Origin of the sequence: uncultured Limosilactobacillus sp. (genome assembly GCF_934202705.1) — a bacterium.
Taxonomy (GTDB): domain Bacteria; phylum Bacillota; class Bacilli; order Lactobacillales; family Lactobacillaceae; genus Limosilactobacillus.
In genome coordinates this window covers 64480-84098 of the sequence record NZ_CAKPYE010000006.1, presented here as the reverse complement: position 1 = coordinate 84098, position 19619 = coordinate 64480, and the positions used below count along the sequence as shown (strand labels likewise).

The window sequence follows — 19619 nt, the reverse complement described above, 5'->3', positions numbered from 1 at the left end:
TAACAACGTTAAATAAGGAGGCATTAGTCTTGGTTACACAAGCAGCCATATTATTATTGATTGGCGTTTTTGCGGGTTCTTTAGGTGCTTTACTGGGGATCGGTGGTGGAATGATCATTATCCCAATTTTAAGTATTCTGATGGGATTGCCAATGCGCTATGCAATTGGAGCCAGTGTTATTGCTGTCATTGCTACCAGTTCAGGAGCTACGATTGCGTATTTAAAGGATGATCTGTTAAACCTCCGGGTTGCCATGTTTTTAGAGATTGCGACAACGATTGGTGCGATTACTGGAGCCATTCTTACTGGGATTATTGATGGTAAATGGCTTGAAGTTCTTTTTGGTATTTTTTTGGTTTATTCTACTTACAACATGATCCAAAAACTACGTGGCAAAGTTAAGCAGGATGCGATCCATGTTGATGATGACAAGTGGGCGAAGAAGTTAAAACTTCAGGGTTCATATTATGATCAACTGGCAATGAAAGAACAATACTATCAGGTTACTCATGTCCCAGGTGGCTTTGCAATGATGTATGCAGCAGGATTGGCGAGTGGTCTGTTAGGAATTGGTAGCGGGGTATTCAAAGTAATTGCGATGGACACCATTATGAAGATGCCTCTGAAGCCATCCAGCGCGACTAGTAATTTAATGATGGGAGTTACGGCAGCAGCAAGCGCGACAGTTTATTTCTTTAATGGGTCGATTCATCCGCACATCGCAGCACCATTAGCAATTGGTATTTTAATTGGCGCTGCAATTGGAACGCGGTTAATGCAACGGATTCAACCACGACTCTTAAGAATGATTTTTGTACCGATCCTACTAATTATGGGAATCCAAATGATTTTAAAAGGATTTGGGGTGATTAACTAATGGCAAATCAAGAAAGCAAGGCCACCCAAGCAGAAATGAATAAAGTGGAAAACGTAATTGGCGTGATTATGCAAATTGGCGTGATCGTTTCGGCAATTGTAATTGTAATTGGTTTGCTAATGTTCTTTATCAGTGGTCAATCTGGTTATCAAGGTAATAGTTTTCCCCATTCCTTTTATGCAATTGGTCATGGCCTACTGTTGTTGAAGCCTTATGCAGTCATCATGTTGGGGCTGTTTTTACTAATTTTGACTCCAGCTCTGCGGGTGTTAGTTTCTATCTATGCCTTTGTGGTAATGAAAGATCGCTTGTACGTTTGGATTACCACAATTGTGATGATTATTCTGGTGATCGCCATGGTTATTGGAATGTTCGGAATTTAAAAATTAATTCAATCTAATTAGTTCAATCTGAAGGTGGAACAATTGTCGTTCCACTTTTTTTGTGTTGGAGCAGGGGAGAAGTTGCTGTATACTAAAAGCAGTGTTATAGACGGGATTGAGGGTGACAACAATTAAAGAAGCAGCGTTATTAATTGAAGATTTTTCGGCACTTGGTCAAATTTCGCTAGTAAGTGCATTATCCATTTTACAATCAATGGATTTTACAACAGCGGCATTACCGACTGCAATCTTGTCTACTCAAACAGAATGCTTTGGTACCCCTCAACGCCTAGCTACTAATGAATGGGTGCAGTCAACTACAAATCACTGGCAGTTAATTCCTGATTTGGATTTTAATGGTGCTTTAATAGGTTATCTTGGGCAACCCGATTTGGTGGCAAGTGTCCAAAAGATTCTTGCTAACAAGTTAGGTAACCGCCCAGTAATTGTTGATCCCGTAATGGGGGATGAGGGAAAACTTTACCCTGGTTTAAACAAAGAATACATTAAGGCAATTCAAAAGTTATGTGAATCGGCGACTGTTATTACGCCTAACTGGACTGAATTATGTCTGTTAACTGGTGAATCACCTCAACTGCCAGCCACTAATCAGAATCTTAAACAGCTAATGAATCTTCTCCAACAACGCCAAATTAATGCTAAAGTGATCATTACGGGAGTGATTCACCACTCAGCAATTGGTTGTGTCTTCCAATCACGGGAAGAAGGATTTGAATTTGTTGGGAATCCGCAGGTTCAAGGACATTTTTATGGCACCGGCGATACATTTGCGGCCCTAATTTTGGGATTTTTATTGAAGGATCATTCGCTGACGACCGCGGTTAAGTTAGCAACGCGAATGCTTAAAGTGGCGATTACAGAGACAGCTCAAGAAGAACCCGTGGCTAATCGCAAATATGGACTAAGATTAGGAAACTTAATCCGACAATTAGTTAATTTGAAGCAAAAAGGAGAAATATTATGAGTAAGTCAAGTCAGCAATTAAAACGGCTCATTCTAGGTGGCTTATTACTTGCCATTACAGTAGTCTTTGGGAGGATCTTTATTATTCCCATCCCGTGGACACATGGTAATATTAACCTCTGTGATGCCGGAATTTTTATTGCTGCCATGTTATTAGGTCCGGCCTATGGAACAGTTGTTGGCGGACTTGGTGGAATGTTATTGGACTTGATCTCTGGCTTTACTCAATATTCTATTTTTTCGTTGATCGCCCACGGCTTAGAAGGCTTAGTCGCTGGATTAATTTATCAACACTTTGGCAACCGTAAGCTCGGACAATGGCTTGCACTTATTATTGGAACGTTAGTAATGGTCGCGGGCTATTTTATTGCTGATTCCGTTCTTTATACTTATGTAGCAGGATTATTAGGGATTGGTACTAATCTGTTACAAGGTATTGTTGGTGCAATTGTCGCAATGCTTGTTGTACCAGCCATTAAGAAACGAATTTAACAATCCACGGACATGTAACCTTAATTTACATGCACCATGAAAGTGGGTGAGCCTTGATTTAATTTGTCATTACTTTGTTTAATATATATTATGTAAAGTAAATAAGAATTTTAACAAGAGGGACCTAAAATTAAGCTAATTTAAACAATTAATTGGAGGAATTAATATATCATGGCAATTAACGATCTTAATGATCCGCATTTACAGTTAGTGACATTGGATCCACAGGATCTAGATCGTCTTCAGGAAGTTGCTCAAACAACCTTTACTGAAACTTTTGGTGCAGATAATGATCCTAAAGATTTACAGAAGTTTTTAAACGAAACATATTCGCCTAAGCAGCTAGCCAAAGAATTATCATCGACAACTAGTCGAACCTATTTCTATAACGTCAATGGTCAAATCACTGGTTACCTGAAAGTTAATTGGGAAGCTGCGCAAACAGAGAAGCTTTACCCGGATGCTCTAGAAATTCAACGAATTTATGTCTTAAGACGCTTCCAAAAGTTGCACATTGGTGGTCGTTTAATGAACAAGGCCCTTAGCATTGCTAAGGATTTAGGAAAATCTTCAGTCTGGTTAGGTGTTTGGGAGAATAATGGCAAAGCCCAAGGCTTTTACAAACACTATGGATTTGAGCGTGTTGGCGAACATACCTTCACAGTTGGTAATGATCAGCAAACTGACTATTTATTATTAAAAAAGCTGCAATAGTTTAACTGTTATCAATATCAAAAGCCCAGTTGCCAAATGAATTGGTACTGGGCTTTGGGTTTACGAATCATGCTGGTTTAGCCATGACTTCAATAATTGTTTATATTCAAATGTTTTTTCGACAAATGACATATGTCGAGTGTTTTCAAAGAGTTGCCAAGTTGCATTTGGCAACTGGTCAGCCATCGTTTTTGCTACTATGGGTGTACATAGATCATTAGTTCCGCTAGTAATTAAAGCCGGAATCGTTATTTGAGGTAATTTCTTTGTGTAATCATAATTCCTTAAATTCCCTAGCGGTGTATATTCATTTGGCCCCCAAGCAGTTTGATAAGCGACAGTTCCGACGTTTTTTGTGCGTCGCAAACACTCAGGACTATTAGCAGTCGGCTCATCAGCACAATGGAGTCGCATGTAATGAGCATTGGCATTGAGGTATCCTGGATCCTGATAGTTTCCCGCTTGCTCAGCATTTGCAATCGCTGCCTGCTCATTTTGCGGTAGTAATTTGATCATCCGATGCTGTTCTGTGCTCCAGAGTTGAGCTGATGAGAGCGTGCTAGCCAGAATTACACTTTGAATCCCCGTTGGCTGATAATCGCAGAGGTAGATAATTGCTAACATCCCACCCCATGACTGACCAAGGAGATGAATGTGGTCTAAGTGAAGCTGTTGACGAAGTTCGATGAGTTCACGAACCCAGGTAGTTGGATTATAAACTGCTGGCGTTTCATCCGGGATCGATGATAAACCACAACCTAACTGATCATACATGATTAATTGCCGTTGGTCATCCTGAGCAAGCTGATCTAAAATTTCAAAATAATTATGGGTTGAACCTGGTCCGCCATGGAGTAAAACAAGTGGTGGTTTGGGAGATGGTTCACCAACAATTCGATAATAAGTGTGGTATTTGCCGAATGATAAATAGCCAGTTTTAATTTTCACGTATTTCACCCCTCTTTTTAATAATAAAAGTCTTCAACCAGTTTGATTGAAGACTTTAACATATTTTGATTGAAGACTTTAACATATTCTGAGTAAATTATTCATTACCGTAGTTTAAATGTAGCTTTAAAGCGCCATTTTCAACCATCCCGCCGAGGCATTTCATTGCTAAGTCATAAGCGCGCTTTGCGGTTTCATTATTAGCAGTTTGAAGTTGCTTTTGCAGTTCTGCTCCAGAAAGCTTAGCTGCTTGCGGATCAGTTTTCATTAAAACATTTCGACCAGCAGCCATGGTGTTTTGACGGAGGTTTTCCAGACTCATTTGATAACGCTTTGGGTGATCATCAGCAATCGTGGCGATTAATTGAGTCATCCAGTACATATTATGAATATCAAAGTGTTCTTTAGTGTTCTTATAAGTTGCTGGAGTATCTAAGACGTTTGTGTAGAATGGAACGACTGAATTAAAGGCATTTGGTCCAAATGATAACCAACAAATACCCGCTTCACCCTTTGGGACATCATTTCGTAATTGAATAATGTGGCTTTCGGCATTTCGTTGGAAACCAATTGGACGAAATGCTGTCCGCGTTGCATCTGAACCCTTACTGTCGTATGGGTCATATGGTGTATGTTGATAGCGTGAACTGAGCGCATATTTAACGTCTTCCACGGTTATTAAGCGTTCCGGTTTGCGAATAAATGGTAAATCTGGATTATCTGGTGATTCAACAATACTTGGATTAAAGAGTTTTTGAACGTACCATTGCCGTGGAATATTGTAACGATAATCAGAATCTTTATGACTTCCAAAAATGTGGCGAAGGTTATACTTACCATCTGAATCAATGTTTAAGTGGTATTGATCGATTAATTTTTGTAAATCAGCAGACGCCATCGTATCGTCAGAATCAAAATCAAAGTCTGTAATACTAAACCAGTTTGGAGCAACCACATAACAGTCATCTGGAATTCGCTGAGCTGCCCAGTGGTGACCACCGATTGTTTCCATATACCAAACTTCATCATGATCGGCAAACGCGATCCCATTCGATTCATACGTACCGTACTTTTCAAGGTAATCCCCTAGCAACTGGACCCCTTCACGCGCAGAATGAATATATGGTAAGACGATGGTGACAATATCTTCTTCACCAATTCCCTTATCAACTAATGGGTCAATTCCTAGGATCCGTGAATTGGTGGTACTGGTTTCGGTAGCAGACATTGCAGTATTAGCATCATTAATACCAGCTTCCCCCCCAAATACCCATTTTACGCTGTTGGGATGTAATACCTGGAATGGAAGTATATCGCATTGGATTGCTTGGTAAATCAACCTTAATTTTCGAAGTAACCGACTTATAGTTCTTTGGTTGCTTATCAGGTGTCACAACGACGAAGTGCTTTTGATTAAACGTATAACCACAGTCTTCATTCCGTGAGATTAAGGTTGAACCGTCTGCAGTAGCATTTTTTCCAGCTAGAATTGTTGTACAAGGCATATCTATGATCCCCTTTTTTGTTTAAAATACCTATTCAACATCTAACCCTATTTTAATGCAAACCCTTTGATTTCTCAAACTAATGGTTTTAAAACGTCTTATTATCACATAATATCATTCAATTAACCATGAGTAACTGACCGATTCAACTACCTTTTAATCGAGCCGTCTGGGTTAAATAATGGAAGTGATTTTAAGTAAGTTAGATCAGTGCGGTTTTGGGCCGCCCCTTCTGCTAAAATCGCGACTTTAGCAACTACTTTGGCGCCAACTTGATTGAGCAGGTCTTCGGCAGCCCGCATTGAGTTGCCAGTGCTAACGACATCATCTACTAATATTACTCGCTGATTTTTTAATCGTTACTCATCATCACCGTTTAGAACTAGTTCTTGCTGATGCTTGGTTGTGATCGAGTTAACACTAGTTGTAACAGGATGTTGCATGTAGCCCTTAATCGATTTACGTAACACAATTGAATGTGGATGATTCGTTAGTAGTCCTAAATCATGGGTTAGTGGAATTCCCTTACTTTCCATCGTGACTAGATAGTCAAAGTCTTTGGGCAATTTTGATAATAGTTCTTTGGCGGCTGCGTATGAGAGTTCATCGTCGCCTAATAAAACAAATGAAAACGTGGTTGGAAAGACAGCAAATCCTAGCCCCATTGCCATGATCCCTTGGGGGATCCCGTTCAAGGCAACGCCAATTGCTGCCATTAAATCAGCTAACCAATGCATAACTACCTCCAAATGCGAACATATAATGTGAATTTATATTAATAATTAACAATTAAGTTATTGCACGTCTACATTTTCATGGACATAGTTCGTGATGTCAATAACTTAAAACCGATTTTTAAATTTAATGTTCGTGTTTAAAGGGAGTATAAAAAACGCTCGCCAAAGAGGTCGATAAAAACCTCATTTTGCGAGCGTTAAGCTTTTCGTTGAGATCAATTAATTAATGGTTTTCAAGCCTTGCTTTTTTCGTCCATGATTAAACCAAGGACTCACGGTAAATGCCAGAATATCATTGATAACATAAATTGAACTATTGACTGCCATCGCCAGCGTTGCATCACCTTGAGCAAAGGTAATTCCCCAGAGAATTAATTGGAAAATCCCGGATGCTAACCACCAGAAGTATTGGTTATTATAACGCATGAAACACATAATGCCGGCAGTTAAGCTAATGGAAAAACTAATTGCATCAATCCACGGACGAGGATCGTCAGTAAATTGACCAATTAAATAACCGGAAATTAGGTAAACCAGTAAGGTACCAATAATGGCTACCAGCCATTCCTTACCACCAAACTTTCGCAGGTGGTTCTTGGTGTCATCATTCCAAGAATTAATTGCTAAAATGACGGGTAAATCCAGTGTCGCAATGTAAGCAATTTGTTCAAAAATTGAGAGATAATTTTTGGCAGCTAGTCCTGCATAAATAAAACATGCGGCACTAATTAGCCCTAGCCATCCGTTGATGGCCTTGGTAGCGTTAATCGCCAGGACACAAAGAGTCCCAAGTAGTGTCCCGATAAAAGTAATTATCGTGACTGTAGTAACCTTTGCTTCGATCAAAAGTGCTAGTTGAAAACCAAAAGCAAAAAACCAGAGGCAATAGTTTTGTACCGGCCACCCCTTTAACTGTCTAAACAACCATACGAAATAGTTTTCATGAGAATTTCCCATTGATAACCAAACTCCTTTAAATTTTAGGTTCATGACGAAAGCTCATCATGCCTTATCCGCCTGACGGCATCTTTGACATTTATTGTCACTGATTGAAAAGTATAGCATGAATAAATTTAAAAGAGAATCGCCAGCCGAAATACTTATCGGTATTTAACCGCACAGCTATTGGAATCACTCTTGTAAAAAATTATTTTCTGTTGCTTATCGATAATTAGTAATTCATGGTTTGATAAATCAAGTCTAAACTTTACATAAAATAAATATTGGTAAATTAGTGTTAAAAACTATTTTGTTCTCCCCTACTGAATAATGGTAAAATATGATCATTCATTTGATGAAAACGGAGGAACTTTCGCATGTTGTATGATGCAGCTTTGGTTTTAGAGGGTGGCGCAATGCGTGGCCAATATTCCACTGGGATTACGGATACTTTTTTGGCCCACCACATTGAATTTAAAAGCGTGATTGGCGTTTCTGCGGGTGCCTTATGCGGTGCGCAATACGTTTCAAAGCAATATGGACGGATGCTCCATGTGAATACTCATTATCGAAAGGATAAGGAATATATTTCCTTATTACACATGTTTAGACATCAAGATATTTTAAATTTAGACTTTCTTTTTGAAGATCATGGCTGGGACTGGAATAACTTTGATGAACGGGCATATGAGCGGTCATCAACCAATTTTACAATTGTTGCAACCCAATTATCTTCAGGATGGATGGTGTCATTTACCAACCCGACTGGCTCTGAATTAGTAAATGATCTCAAAGCCTCATGCTCGATGCCCTTTTTAATGGATCCGCAAATGACAACGAAGGGAAAGTGTTTAGACGGTGGCGTTGCCGACTCCATTCCGTACGACATCGCTGAACAACAAGGTTTTAAAAAGATCGTCGTTGTCCGTACTCGTCCGCGGGCTTACCAAAAGAAACCAACTTCTAAATTGTTGCAACAAATGTACCGACGAGTTTTTAAAGACAATTCTGCGTTTGCGGAAACTGGTATTCAACGACCAGAAGGATACAATTATCAAGTTGAGGTTGTTAATCAAAAAGCGGCCAATGGTGACTGGTTTTGTTTTTCACCAGAAAACATGGTAAAAGTCAGCCGACTGGAAAAGAATATTGATAAGTTACAAGAGCTTTATCACCAGGGACAACGACAAGCTGAACACTTGTTGCCTGAGTTAACGGCCTATTTGACAAAGTGAGGAGATTTTTGTGGAGAAAGTAGTATTTGTCAGTGCTAAACGCACGCCAATCGGAAAATTAGGCGGTGCCTTGGCTAGTCAATCAGCTGTTGATTTAGGATCGCTGGTGATTGGTAATGTCCTAGCTGATGTTTCAATTAACATTCATGACGTTAATGAAGTGTTTATGGGCAATGTTCTGGCTGCTGGTCAAGGACAAAATCCGGCGCGTCAAGCAGCTCTCGCCGCCGGTCTACCAGAACAAATTCCTGCAACGACGATTAATGACGTCTGTGGTTCGGGAATGCAGGCTATCCGATTGGCTGCTCAACAAATTCTGCTCGGAGTTGCCAACGTGGTCATTGCCGGTGGAATGGAAAGTATGTCAAATGCCCCTTACCTAATTCCTAAAGGACGGTTTGGTTATCGCTACGGGAATGCAGAATTGGTTGATAGTCTTTACCAAGATGGATTAAAAGATGCCTATGGGAATTATCCGATGGGAATGACAGCAGAAAATCTGTTGGCAAAATACCCAGAAAGTCGTCAAACCATTGATCAGCTTGCATTAGCTAGCCAGCAAAAAGCAGCGACTGCGCAACAAGCTGGACGGTTCGCTGACGAAATTGTTCCAGTAACGGTTAATGGTCGTCATGGACAGACAAGGATTGTTAAAGATGACGAAGCAATTCGTCATACGTCAATGGATCAACTGGCTAAATTAAAACCCGTTTTTAAGGAAGATGGGCAGGTTACTGCTGGTAATTCGTCTGGAATTAATGACGGTGCCGCTGCTGTTCTACTAACCTCGGAGCGTTATGCTAAAGATCATGGACTACCGATTCTTGGGTATTGGTCGGCTAGCAGCTTGGTTGGTGTTGATCCGGCCATTATGGGGATTGGTCCCTATTATGCTATTCAAAAATTGTTACAGACTACTAACCATACTCAGGATGAGATTGACTTGTTTGAGATCAATGAGGCGTTTGCTAACCAAGCGCTAACGGTAATTCACAAGTTGGGCATTGATCCGCAAGTGGTGAACGTTAATGGTGGCGCCATCGCATTAGGTCACCCGCTTGGTGCTACTGGTGCGCGAATTATTGTGACGCTCTTACATGAAATGCAACGTCGCAATGTTCATTCAGGGGTTGCAAGCCTTTGTATTGGCGGAGGCATGGGTGCGGCAACGTTAATTAATCACTAATAATCTATAATAGATAAAACAGCTCTCGCAGAAGACGGTAATGAAGTGCAAGAGCTGTTTAATTTTATCCTAATTCTGTTAATAACTTTACTAAATAGTAGCTTCCTTCAGCATAATCGCTTAGTCGCAGATGTTCATTTGGAGCATGCGGCCCGCTCTTTGCGTAATGAACTCCAACCATAACTACTGGCAATCCCAGAAGCTCGCCAAATGGGCGAACCGGTCCGCCTCCTGCAGTATTCGGTACGTATTTAGTGGTTGGACCATAAACAACACGCGCCGTCTGCAGGGCTGCCTGCACAAAGGGATCATCCATTGGTGTCCGCCACGCATCTTCAGCAACGTTTAATTTGACTTCGAAGTCACCATAACCATTCGCTTTCAATTGTTGCTTTAATTTATCCATAATGTCTTTGGGAGCTTGATTCGGTGCTAATCGGCAATCTAATTTAGCACGGGCCTCACGAGGGACAATTGTTTTGACGCCTTTACCTTCGTAGCCGGATGAAAGACCATTAATCGTTAATGTAGTTCCGTTGACAATTTCTTCACGTGGATGATTTGTAATCAATGGTTGCTTTAAACCATACGCTTCTTTGACGGTTGATTGAGCAAAATCCATCTGCTTAACAGCAGCTTTTTCGCCAGTGGTTAGTGGAGAAATGTCATCATAAAAACCACCCACAGTAATCCGGCCGTTTTTGGGATCTCTTAATGACCCGAGTCCTTCTACTAAACGCCAAGCCGCATTGGGTACATAGTTAGCTAATGATGAATGGATATCTGCATCCGCAGTCTTAACTTTAATATCAAAACTAACAATTCCACGAACACCGGCGATGACTTCAAAATGATCGGCGGAGTTCTTGCCGCCACCTTCCCAAATACAGGCGTCTGCATTTAGCTGATTCTTGTGTGCTTTAACGTATTGTTCTACATGTTGACTGCCGGTTTCTTCTTCACCTTCAACGAAGAATTTCAGGTTAACTGGTAAGCCATCATGTTCTTGAAAATATTTCACAACCCCAAGGCGAGCCATTAATTCACCTTTATCATCACAAACACCCCGTGCCACGAGGTGATTACCGTTGACAGTTGGTTTAAACGGGTCAGATCGCCATTCGGTCAATGGTTCTGGTGGTTGAACATCATAGTGATTGTAAAAGAGAACTGTTCGATCAGCAGTCCCTTTAAATTCAGCGAAAACGACCGGATTGCCGCCTTGGTCTTTCCACTTTTCAACGTTAGTTGCCCCCAGATCCTTGAACGTCTGAACTAGATAGTCACTCGTTTCTTGAATTCCAGTGTTTTGTGCTGAAATACTGGGATGTTCCAAGTACTCTTTAAAATCGGTCCAATGGTCAAGAGCGTATTGCTCAACCGCTCTTCGTTCTTCTGTCATAAACATCCCTCCTAAAACTTGCGCTGACCATGCTGATAAACTTCTTTGTCAGTTTGTTGAACCGCGCCAACATCTTCAAGCGGATTTTGGTCTAAGACCAAGAAATCAGCATATTTTCCAGCTTCCAAACTTCCATACTCATCCGCAATTCCCAATAATGACGCAGACCCTAATCCAGCGGCTTGTAATGCTTGGTAGTTAGTAGCGCCGGCCTTAACCATTAAACTAAGCTCAAGCGGAGCATCTTTAAAGGCGTTAAACGGGGTCCCTGAATCGGTCCCGAAAGCTAGTTTCACACCTGATTTAATTGCGTCACCAACATGGAGGAAGAAGTCGTCTAAGAAGGCGCCTGCTTTGTCCAACATATATTGAGGCAGTTTTCCTTGCCCGTACTTTGGAATGGTGTAGCCAGCAATCAAGGTTGGCGTTAAATAAGTTCCCTGCTTTTTCATTAATTCAACGTCTTCATGACGAACGTAACACCCATGTTCTACGGAATCGACTCTTGCAACGACTGCATTATGAATTCCGGTTGCCCCTTCTGCATGAGCTGCAACGGTCATGTGCTTAGAGTGGGCCTCTTGGACCGCCATCGTGAGTTCTTCAAGACTCAGTTCCGTATCGTCAACTTGATCAGTGGCTGACATGACACCACCAGTTGCCATTACCTTAATGTTTTTGGCGCCCTCTTTGAAGGCCAGACGCACCGCATGTCGCATCTGCTCTGGTGAATCAACAAGGTAGCCCCACGTGGTTTCACCATGCTCGCCTTCAGTAAAATCGCCATGACCACCGGTCATTGACATTGGTCGCCCGGAAGGCATAATTTGGGGTCCAGTAAATGGGTGTTCCTGACGGTACTTTTGCAGTTTAACATCAACGTCAAAGGCGGCACCGCAATCACGGACATAAGTGAGCCCAGCTTTTAATCCTTCACGCAGATTTTCCAGTGCTTGAAGAGTGCCTTCGGTTTCAGTTAAATAGTACAGCTTATTCGTTAATGGATTCATAAACATGTGGGTATGAGCATCAACTAATCCTGACATGACGTAGCGATTCTTTAAGTCTACCTTGGTAGTTGCATTCCCATCATAGTGACCATTGCCAACCTGCGTTAATTTGCCAGTCTGATTATCAACTTCAAACCAAGCATTTTGAGTTACTTGATCTGCGGTTCCCTGGAATAAATTACAATTGAAATATGCAGTTGTCGTCATATTACTCGCCTTCTTTATGATTGTTTAAGTACTGATTAAACCATGTTAAAACTTCTCTGAGTCGTTGCATTCTTTGATCTGGTCGTCCATTTCTTGATAAATTGTGGTTGGAACCGTGAAAGACCAACATTTTAGTTGGTTGGTGTTGCAATTTCACCGCTTGAAACATTTGATAACCTTCAACAACTGGGCAGCGAAAATCATGATCTGAGTGTAAAAATAGCGTTGGTGTCTGTACTCGGTTGACATAGCGTAACGGTGAATGCCACCAATACTTGTCCATCCCTTGTTGGCCCAACAAATCCATTCCCATTTGATCAGGAACAAATTCAGGTCCAATATCTGAAATCATCATTGATGACCAACTTGCAATACTGCGTTCACTGACCGCTGCATTAAAACGATTGGTATGTCCGACAATCCAGTTAGTCATAAAGCCCCCATAACTGCCACCTGTCACACCCAAACGTTGTGGATCGATTGCTGGTGTTTGATTTAATACGGCGTCAGTAAATGCCATCAAGTCATCATAATCAACTTGTCCATATTTTCCACGAAGATCCGCATATTTATTTCCTTGACCTGCTGATCCATGGATATTGGTAAAGAATACAAAGTAACCATGATTTGCTAACACCTGCATTTCATGAAAGAAACTGTGTCCATAGGCTGCCCGCGGTCCGCCATGAATTTCTAATACGGCGGGATATTTCTTATCAGACTGGTAGTTAGTCGGTTTCAATAACCAGCCAACTGCGCTTTTTCCAGTGGAATCCAAATAATGTAATTCATGAAAATGGGCAACCTGCCGTTGCTTTAGAAAGCTGTTAAAGTGACTTAATTTTTCAAATTTGTCCGCTTGGTATCGATAAAGTTGTTGTGGTTGTTCAGCGGTAGTTGCAGTAAAAAGGATGCTTGTTTTAGTAATTGCAAATGAGTTTATAGCACCATTCCACTTAAACAATTTCGTTACAGTGTGACCGTCGAATTTAAAAAATTCGTTGTGATCGGTAACAGTCGCATAGAAGAAAAGCTGATCATGACTGACGCTAGCTGAATTACCGCCCACTACTGTCATGTCATTAACAACAATATTACCAAATTCACGATCCCAATTAGCTACTAACATTAGCGCATGATCTTGATAGGCATAAAACTTTGGGTTCTCGCCCATGCCAAACCGCTTACCATCACTGGCCACAGCAAACAGTCGATGATTCAATACAGCAACATCATCAAAGCGGTACTGTCCTGGACTAATCAGGTCTAATAACTGTTGTCGATCAAAATTATATTCATATAAACCATCTTTAAATGGTCGACTTTTACGATAAGACACACCACTTATTAGGAGCCGATGATCTTGATACCAAAAATTAGCGACATCAAAATTAGTGGGTACTAAATCCTGCAAGGTTTTGGTAATCAGGTTAAATTTCCATAGATGGTGACGGGTATTGTTCACCGCGCCTTCGCCATTGGACCAATATGGCACTTCACTAACTTCATGCCATGGCTCGGTCACCGGTTGATTTACGTGGTAGGTGCCAGACATAATTAACTCATGCTTATTCAATTCAAATTCAACTTTTAATTGACGATCCTTTAACTTGAAAGTTTGTTCTTCACTCATTGTCAACAAATTAAATTGATGCAGCCTAGTAGCTTTTTTATGGTTATCCATTGTGGAATAATAAAGATAATTAGTAGGATGATTGCTTAATGTTAAGCCCGGATGCTGATCGACAGAAAATAATAATTGTTGATGGTCACCAAGTTGATGATAAACACTCCATTGGTACTGTTTTAATTGGTTTGCATCTGGCTGAGCAGTCACGAAAACAGTATGCTGACCATTCGTTTTTAAATCACCAACGTTCACCAAATTAACTAAATCGTTAATAGTTAAACCATTCATTTTCATCACCCACTTTCGTTAGTCGATTAACAACACACTTTCCCTTCCGAAAGACAGCCATCGCTTGTTCAAAAGACGCAAAATCATCCAGTGGATTCTTTTTAAGTACAACAAAATTTGCTTCAAAATTATTAGCTACCTGACCAATTTGATCATTAATCCGCAGGAGTTTAGCGGCAACAGAGGTTGCAGAATTTAATACCTGGACTGGTGACATTCCTGCCGTTAGGTACATTTTCAGTTCATTAACCACCCAATGGTCAAATGTGTTATAAGGAGTTCCTGCATCAGTGCCCATTGCCACCGGAATTCCTGCTTCAACCACTCGTCTAATACTCTTTAAATGATCTTTAGCAACTAACTTTGCTTTATTAACCATAAACTCAGGTAGTTCAGTTGGATTTTCATAAATTGCCAGTGGCGCAACTAATGTCGGTACAACAAATGTGCCGTGAGCTTTCATTAATTCCAATGTCTCATCGTCAACGTAAATGGCATGTTCAATTGAGTCGATCCCAGCTAAAACTGCATTTTTAATTCCAGTGGTTCCTTGCGCATGAGCAGCTGTTGAAAAGCCTTTATGGTGAGCTTCTTCCACTGCAGCCCGTAATTCTTGTTGAGAGAACTGCACATCAAACGGGGTCTCTCCTGGACAAGCTACTCCTCCAGTAGCCATTAACTTAACATTTCTAGCACCAGCACGTAGAACAGCGCGAGCAGCCTTTCTCACTTCAGCTTCGCCATCACACTCTAATGTTCCTTCCTCGGGATGGCCGTCTTTATTAGCACCATGTCCGCCAGTCATCGACAGAGCACGACCACTGCCCACAATTCCAGGCAAATTTGGTAAGCCTAACTTCATTAAGTTTAGATCAACATTTGCGGTTGAACCGACATCACGGACGTATGTGACGCCGACACTTAATGCTTCTTGAAGATTGTGTAATGCCAGAACAGTTTTGGTAACCGTATTTTTGGGCTTATCATCCCAATAATGGGGATCAGAAGATAGTGTCATGTGGGTATGGGCATTTACCAATCCCGGAGTAACATAGTATCCTTTGAGATTAACTACTTGGTCAGCTAAGTCCAGATTACGGCCAACTGCTTGAAACCGGCCGTGATCGACTAAAAAGTCTGTTGGGGTAAACTCACTACCGTTAAAGACTAGACCATTTTTATATAAAGTTGTCATTTTATAACCTCCTTCTTCATTCTGCCAGCGCCACATAATGACCAGCAGTCATTTCGCGCAATGGCATCTTGGCTGAATCATCATGATAAGTGAATGGTTGACGGATCCGTTCATAATTTGGATCAGGAACTGGAACGGCTGACAATAAGCTCTTGGTATATGGGTGAAGAGGATGATTCACAATATCATCTGCGGTCCCTAATTCAACTAATTTTCCGTGGTACATTACACCAATCCGATCTGAAATGTATTTAACCATCGAAATATCATGGGCAATAAACAGGTACGTAAGTTGACGAGTTGCCCTTAAGTGTTCCATTAATTGAACAATTTGCGCTTGAATTGAAACATCGAGGGCAGATAGTGGTTCATCAGCAACCACAAATTCTGGTTCGGTTGCAAGTGAGCGAGCAATACCAATTCGTTGCCGCTGCCCTCCAGAAAATTCATATGGATAGCGGTTCATAACATCTGGGGATAAACCAACCAGTTCCATTGTGTCAGCAACTCTTTGGTCCAATTCGCTACGATTATTAGTCTGTTGATGGACCCTTAAACCTTCTGCAATAATATCCCGAACCGACATCCGCGGGTCCAGCGATGAATATGGATCCTGAAAAATCATAGAAGTTTTACGATGAAAGTCTTTTAAGACCCGTTCTTTTTTGAGTGAAGTAATATTGTGGCCACCGTACACTACTTGGCCGTTAGTCGGCTGATACAAGTTAAGAATGCATCTCCCAGTCGTTGTTTTACCTGAACCGGATTCACCAACTAATCCAAATACCTCGCCACGATGAATATTGAAACTAATATCATCCACTGCATGGACTTCATCGGGATGTCCCTGGTGAAAGTATTTCTTTAAATGATGAACTTCGATAAGATTATTGCTCATCTGCGGATGCCTCCTTTTCTAAACGGGCTGCATAATGATGACGCCGCTGTTCAAGCTTGGTAGTTAGGTGTACTTTGGGTGCCTGTTTAGCTAAAAGCCAAGTGGCTGCATAGTGTGTATCATTAACCTTAAAAAATGGTGGAAGTTTTTGAAAATCAATCCCAAGAGCATGTTGGTTTCGGTTGGCAAACGGATCTCCTGCTGGTGGGTTAATCAAGTTTGGTGGATTTCCTGGGATTGATTCCAACTCCCCGTCACTCATGTCCAAAGTGGGGGTTGATTTCAATAAACCTACTGTATAAGGATGCTTTGGATCGTAAAAAATATCCTGGACAGTTCCAAATTCTAAAATGCGTCCAGCGTACATCACAGCTACTCGATCTGCGATACCAGCAACAACTCCTAAATCGTGAGTGATGAAAATAACTGCAGTTTGTAGTTCATCACGGAGTTGTTTAATTAATGCCAAAATTTGGGACTGAATTGTTACGTCCAATGCGGTTGTCGGTTCATCCGCGATTAATACCTTGGGATGACAAATTAATGCCATTGCAATCACAATTCTTTGGCGCATTCCACCAGAAAACTGGTATGGAAAATTGTTAAAACGTTGTTTAGCGTTGACGATCCCTACTTTTCCCATAATTGCTAATGCACGTTGCCGCGCCGTCGCTTTATCCAGTTTCTGATGCTTTAAAAGAGGTTCCATAATTTGTTGGCCCACGCGCATTGTTGGGTCTAACGCCGTCATCGGGTCTTGAAAAATTTCTGCTAATTCATTACCACGAAGGGTTTGTAAATCTTTTTCTGACATTTTGAGAAGGTCATGACCTTCATATTCAATCGATCCACTGATAATTTTGGCGTTATTTGGCAATAACTGCATTACTGCCTTTGTCGTCACAGATTTACCCGAACCGGATTCACCAACAAGCGCAAGTATTTCTCCAGGATGTAGTTTAAGTGTCACATCACGGATTGCGTGGACATCTCCTTCCAAAGTTTGGAAATTGATGGAGAGATGTTTAATTTTTAAAACGTCTTTAGTCAATTTAATTCACCTCTTTGTGTTTGGATCAAATGCATCACGAAGCCCATCACCAAGTAAGTTAAAGGCAATCATCATTAATGAAAGGATGATCACTGGTTCCCAAAGCTGGTATTGATAGAACTGAAAACCTTTTTCACCAGCGTTTAGCAAAGTTCCTAATGATGCATTGGGCGCTTTGACACCGATGCCAATAAATGATAATAAAGCTTCAAGAAAGATTGCAGCGGGAATGGTAAACATCGTTCGTGTAATAATTACACCCATGGTATTAGGAAGAATATGATGCCAAGCAATTTTAAGGGGACTTTCACCCATTGATCGGGCAGCCAAAACAAAATCAGCATTTTTAAGTTGCATTGCGGAGGCACGTACTAATCTTGCCATTAGAACCCAAGAGCCAAGTGCAATGGCAAATACAATGGATATTAATCCTGGTTTAAAAATGATCAGCAATAACATAATTAAGACTAATTCTGGAATTGAACTAATAATTTCAATCATCCGTTGCATGATATTATCTACCCGACCGCCGCACCAACCTGAAACGAGGCCGTATGGAACCCCGATTACAATGTCAACCACTGTCGCAAAGATCGCAATCATCAATGAAATCCGTGTTCCATAAAGTAGTCTTGAAAACATGTCCCGTCCAAGATTGTCGGTTCCCAGTAAATAACTAGTATTTTGGAACGGATGAAGATTAGCCAGACTAACGTTTTGAGTGTTCGGGTTATGGGGCATCCAAACGAACGACATTAGTGAAACCGCGGCCACCAAGCTTAGAAAAGCCAACGAAATCATTGCTGTCTTATTTTTTCTTAATTCACACCAAGCCTTAGCTCGAAATGATAGTGATTGTTCTGCTAATTCTCCAGAATGATTGTTGAGAATATCCGCATTCACAAATTCAAATGGTGAGACCGTTTGAGATTGTTTCATATTAATGTTCCCCCTTTTCTTCCGAAAGAATTCGTGGATCAACCAGTCCATAAACAATGTCAGTTAATAAAATAATGCTACATAGTAGTAAACAGTAAAACATCGTTAAGCCCATGATTACCGGGTAGTCATTTGCTAAAACTGAGTTGATAAATAACTCGCCAATTCCTGGGACTGAAAAGATGTTTTCGACCACCATGGAACCGGTAATTAATGTCACCGCTAATGGACCAATTAAAGTCAAAGCGGGAATAATACTGTTTTTTAAAGCATGATGCCAAACAACTTCATGTGCGGAAAGGCCCTTTGCCTTCGCAAGAAGGATATAGTCAGAGTTCAAAACCTCCACCATTTCGGTTCGGACAAACCGTGAAACTTGTGCCATTGGTACAGCTGACAAGGCAATCGTTGGCAAAATTGTCGATGGGAATCCATCCCAACTTGCTACTGGAAATAGTCCTAATTTAAAGCCTAGGTAGTATTGCAAAAGAATTGCTAAAATGAAGCTGGGAAATGAGATTCCGATGACGGCCAACGTACTGCTGCTGGTATCAACCCATGTTCCCTTTTTCAATGCACCGAGACTACCAAGTACTATCCCGACGACAACCCCTAACACCAGTGCCTGAAAACTAATTAGGATTGAAGGACCAACTCTTCGCCCAATTAATTCAGCAACTGAAGTACCTGTGTACTGATATGACATTCCGAAGCTACCGTGCAACAATCCCCCCATATACGCTAGGTATTGTTGCCACACAGGACGATTTAATCCATACTGTTTTTCCACTGCTAATTGTTGTGCTTTAGTTAATTTCATGATGTTGCCTAATGGTGACCCCGGAATCATTTTCATCAAAAAGAACGTCAGGGTTGCCACAATGAACAGGGTCATTACCATCATTAGGAAACGTTTTAATAGATACTTTTTCATAGTTGCCTCCTGTTGTTATAAATAAAGAAGGTCAGACAGAGGAGCAAGTCGACCTTCCTTATTG

Annotated in this window: 17 protein-coding genes and 3 pseudogenes; 7 read left to right on the top strand and 13 right to left on the bottom strand. The window is 41.0% G+C overall.

The genetic code is table 11. The annotated features are described in order from the left end of the window. Nucleotides 1-29: 29 nt before the first annotated feature. From Q0C76_RS05350 to Q0C76_RS05330, 5 genes are all read left to right on the top strand, one after another. Entirely contained in the window at nucleotides 30-878 is an 849-nt protein-coding gene (locus Q0C76_RS05350; protein WP_295730643.1) for a sulfite exporter TauE/SafE family protein, read from the top strand. Further along, on the top strand, nucleotides 878-1261 hold the full coding sequence (locus Q0C76_RS05345) for a DUF1634 domain-containing protein (RefSeq protein ID WP_295730641.1): 384 nt from the start codon (nucleotides 878-880) through the stop codon (nucleotides 1259-1261). The genes Q0C76_RS05350 and Q0C76_RS05345 overlap by 1 nt, the downstream gene beginning before the upstream one ends. A 121-nt stretch (nucleotides 1262-1382) precedes the next feature. Next, nucleotides 1383-2246, top strand: a complete 864-nt coding sequence (locus tag Q0C76_RS05340) for a PfkB family carbohydrate kinase (RefSeq protein ID WP_295730639.1) — start codon at nucleotides 1383-1385, stop codon at nucleotides 2244-2246. Next, on the top strand, nucleotides 2243-2737 hold the full coding sequence (locus Q0C76_RS05335; protein WP_295730637.1) for an ECF transporter S component: 495 nt from the start codon (nucleotides 2243-2245) through the stop codon (nucleotides 2735-2737). Before Q0C76_RS05340 ends, Q0C76_RS05335 begins: the two co-directional genes overlap by 4 nt. 171 nt (nucleotides 2738-2908) lie before the next feature. Beyond that, nucleotides 2909-3451, top strand: coding sequence for an N-acetyltransferase (locus Q0C76_RS05330; RefSeq protein WP_295730634.1), 543 nt, complete (start codon nucleotides 2909-2911; stop codon nucleotides 3449-3451). Between the two features lie 60 nt (nucleotides 3452-3511). On the opposite strand, the gene pepI is transcribed toward Q0C76_RS05330, so the two are convergent. The 5 genes and pseudogenes from pepI to pnuC form a co-directional block, all read right to left on the bottom strand. Then, the gene (pepI, locus tag Q0C76_RS05325) at nucleotides 3512-4399 is read right to left on the bottom strand and encodes a proline iminopeptidase (RefSeq protein ID WP_295730632.1); all 888 of its coding nucleotides are present in this window, start codon (nucleotides 4397-4399) and stop codon (nucleotides 3512-3514) included. A gap of 97 nt (nucleotides 4400-4496) precedes the next feature. Further along, a pseudogene (locus Q0C76_RS05320) lies at nucleotides 4497-5904 on the bottom strand (C69 family dipeptidase). 149 nt (nucleotides 5905-6053) lie between these two features. Beyond that, nucleotides 6054-6248 (bottom strand): annotated as a pseudogene (locus Q0C76_RS08930) (phosphoribosyltransferase family protein); the annotation flags it as partial. A gap of 267 nt (nucleotides 6249-6515) precedes the next feature. Further along, nucleotides 6516-6641 (bottom strand): annotated as a pseudogene (locus Q0C76_RS05310) (NCS2 family permease); the annotation flags it as partial. A 219-nt stretch (nucleotides 6642-6860) separates the two neighbouring features. Then, nucleotides 6861-7598 carry a nicotinamide riboside transporter PnuC gene (gene pnuC, locus Q0C76_RS05305; protein WP_295730629.1) on the bottom strand — a complete coding sequence of 246 codons (738 nt, stop codon included), beginning with the start codon at nucleotides 7596-7598 and terminating at the stop codon, nucleotides 6861-6863. Between the two features lie 359 nt (nucleotides 7599-7957). Here pnuC and Q0C76_RS05300 point away from each other — a divergent pair, with 359 nt between their 5' ends. Then, nucleotides 7958-8815 (top strand): patatin family protein, encoded by an 858-nt coding sequence (locus Q0C76_RS05300; protein WP_295730626.1) that lies wholly within the window; start codon nucleotides 7958-7960, stop codon nucleotides 8813-8815. A gap of 10 nt (nucleotides 8816-8825) precedes the next feature. Continuing rightward, the gene (locus tag Q0C76_RS05295; protein WP_295730623.1) at nucleotides 8826-10001 is read left to right on the top strand and encodes an acetyl-CoA C-acetyltransferase; all 1176 of its coding nucleotides are present in this window, start codon (nucleotides 8826-8828) and stop codon (nucleotides 9999-10001) included. A 64-nt stretch (nucleotides 10002-10065) separates the two neighbouring features. Here the strand turns inward: Q0C76_RS05295 and Q0C76_RS05290 are convergent, their stop codons facing one another. Genes Q0C76_RS05290 through Q0C76_RS05255 form a run of 8 tightly spaced genes read right to left on the bottom strand, consistent with a single transcriptional unit; the run spans nucleotide 10066 to nucleotide 19555 of the window. After that, nucleotides 10066-11403 carry a M20/M25/M40 family metallo-hydrolase gene (locus Q0C76_RS05290; RefSeq protein WP_295730620.1) on the bottom strand — a complete coding sequence of 446 codons (1338 nt, stop codon included), beginning with the start codon at nucleotides 11401-11403 and terminating at the stop codon, nucleotides 10066-10068. Nucleotides 11404-11414: 11 nt separating this feature from the next. Next, nucleotides 11415-12620, bottom strand: a complete 1206-nt coding sequence (locus tag Q0C76_RS05285) for an amidohydrolase family protein (protein ID WP_295730617.1) — start codon at nucleotides 12618-12620, stop codon at nucleotides 11415-11417. Nucleotide 12621: 1 nt separating this feature from the next. After that, on the bottom strand, nucleotides 12622-14538 hold the full coding sequence (locus tag Q0C76_RS05280; RefSeq protein WP_295730614.1) for a S9 family peptidase: 1917 nt from the start codon (nucleotides 14536-14538) through the stop codon (nucleotides 12622-12624). After that, nucleotides 14519-15733 (bottom strand): amidohydrolase family protein, encoded by a 1215-nt coding sequence (locus Q0C76_RS05275; protein ID WP_295730611.1) that lies wholly within the window; start codon nucleotides 15731-15733, stop codon nucleotides 14519-14521. The genes Q0C76_RS05280 and Q0C76_RS05275 overlap by 20 nt, the downstream gene beginning before the upstream one ends. Nucleotides 15734-15749: 16 nt before the next feature. Further along, nucleotides 15750-16631, bottom strand: coding sequence for an ABC transporter ATP-binding protein (locus tag Q0C76_RS05270; protein WP_295730608.1), 882 nt, complete (start codon nucleotides 16629-16631; stop codon nucleotides 15750-15752). Beyond that, on the bottom strand, nucleotides 16621-17682 hold the full coding sequence (locus Q0C76_RS05265) for an ABC transporter ATP-binding protein (protein WP_295730605.1): 1062 nt from the start codon (nucleotides 17680-17682) through the stop codon (nucleotides 16621-16623). Before Q0C76_RS05265 ends, Q0C76_RS05270 begins: the two co-directional genes overlap by 11 nt. 6 nt (nucleotides 17683-17688) lie before the next feature. Beyond that, on the bottom strand, nucleotides 17689-18621 hold the full coding sequence (locus Q0C76_RS05260) for an ABC transporter permease (RefSeq protein ID WP_295730603.1): 933 nt from the start codon (nucleotides 18619-18621) through the stop codon (nucleotides 17689-17691). A gap of 1 nt (nucleotide 18622) precedes the next feature. Then, a complete protein-coding gene (locus tag Q0C76_RS05255; RefSeq protein ID WP_295730600.1) occupies nucleotides 18623-19555 on the bottom strand; it encodes an ABC transporter permease in 933 nt (310 codons plus the stop codon). Nucleotides 19556-19619 lie beyond the last annotated feature (64 nt).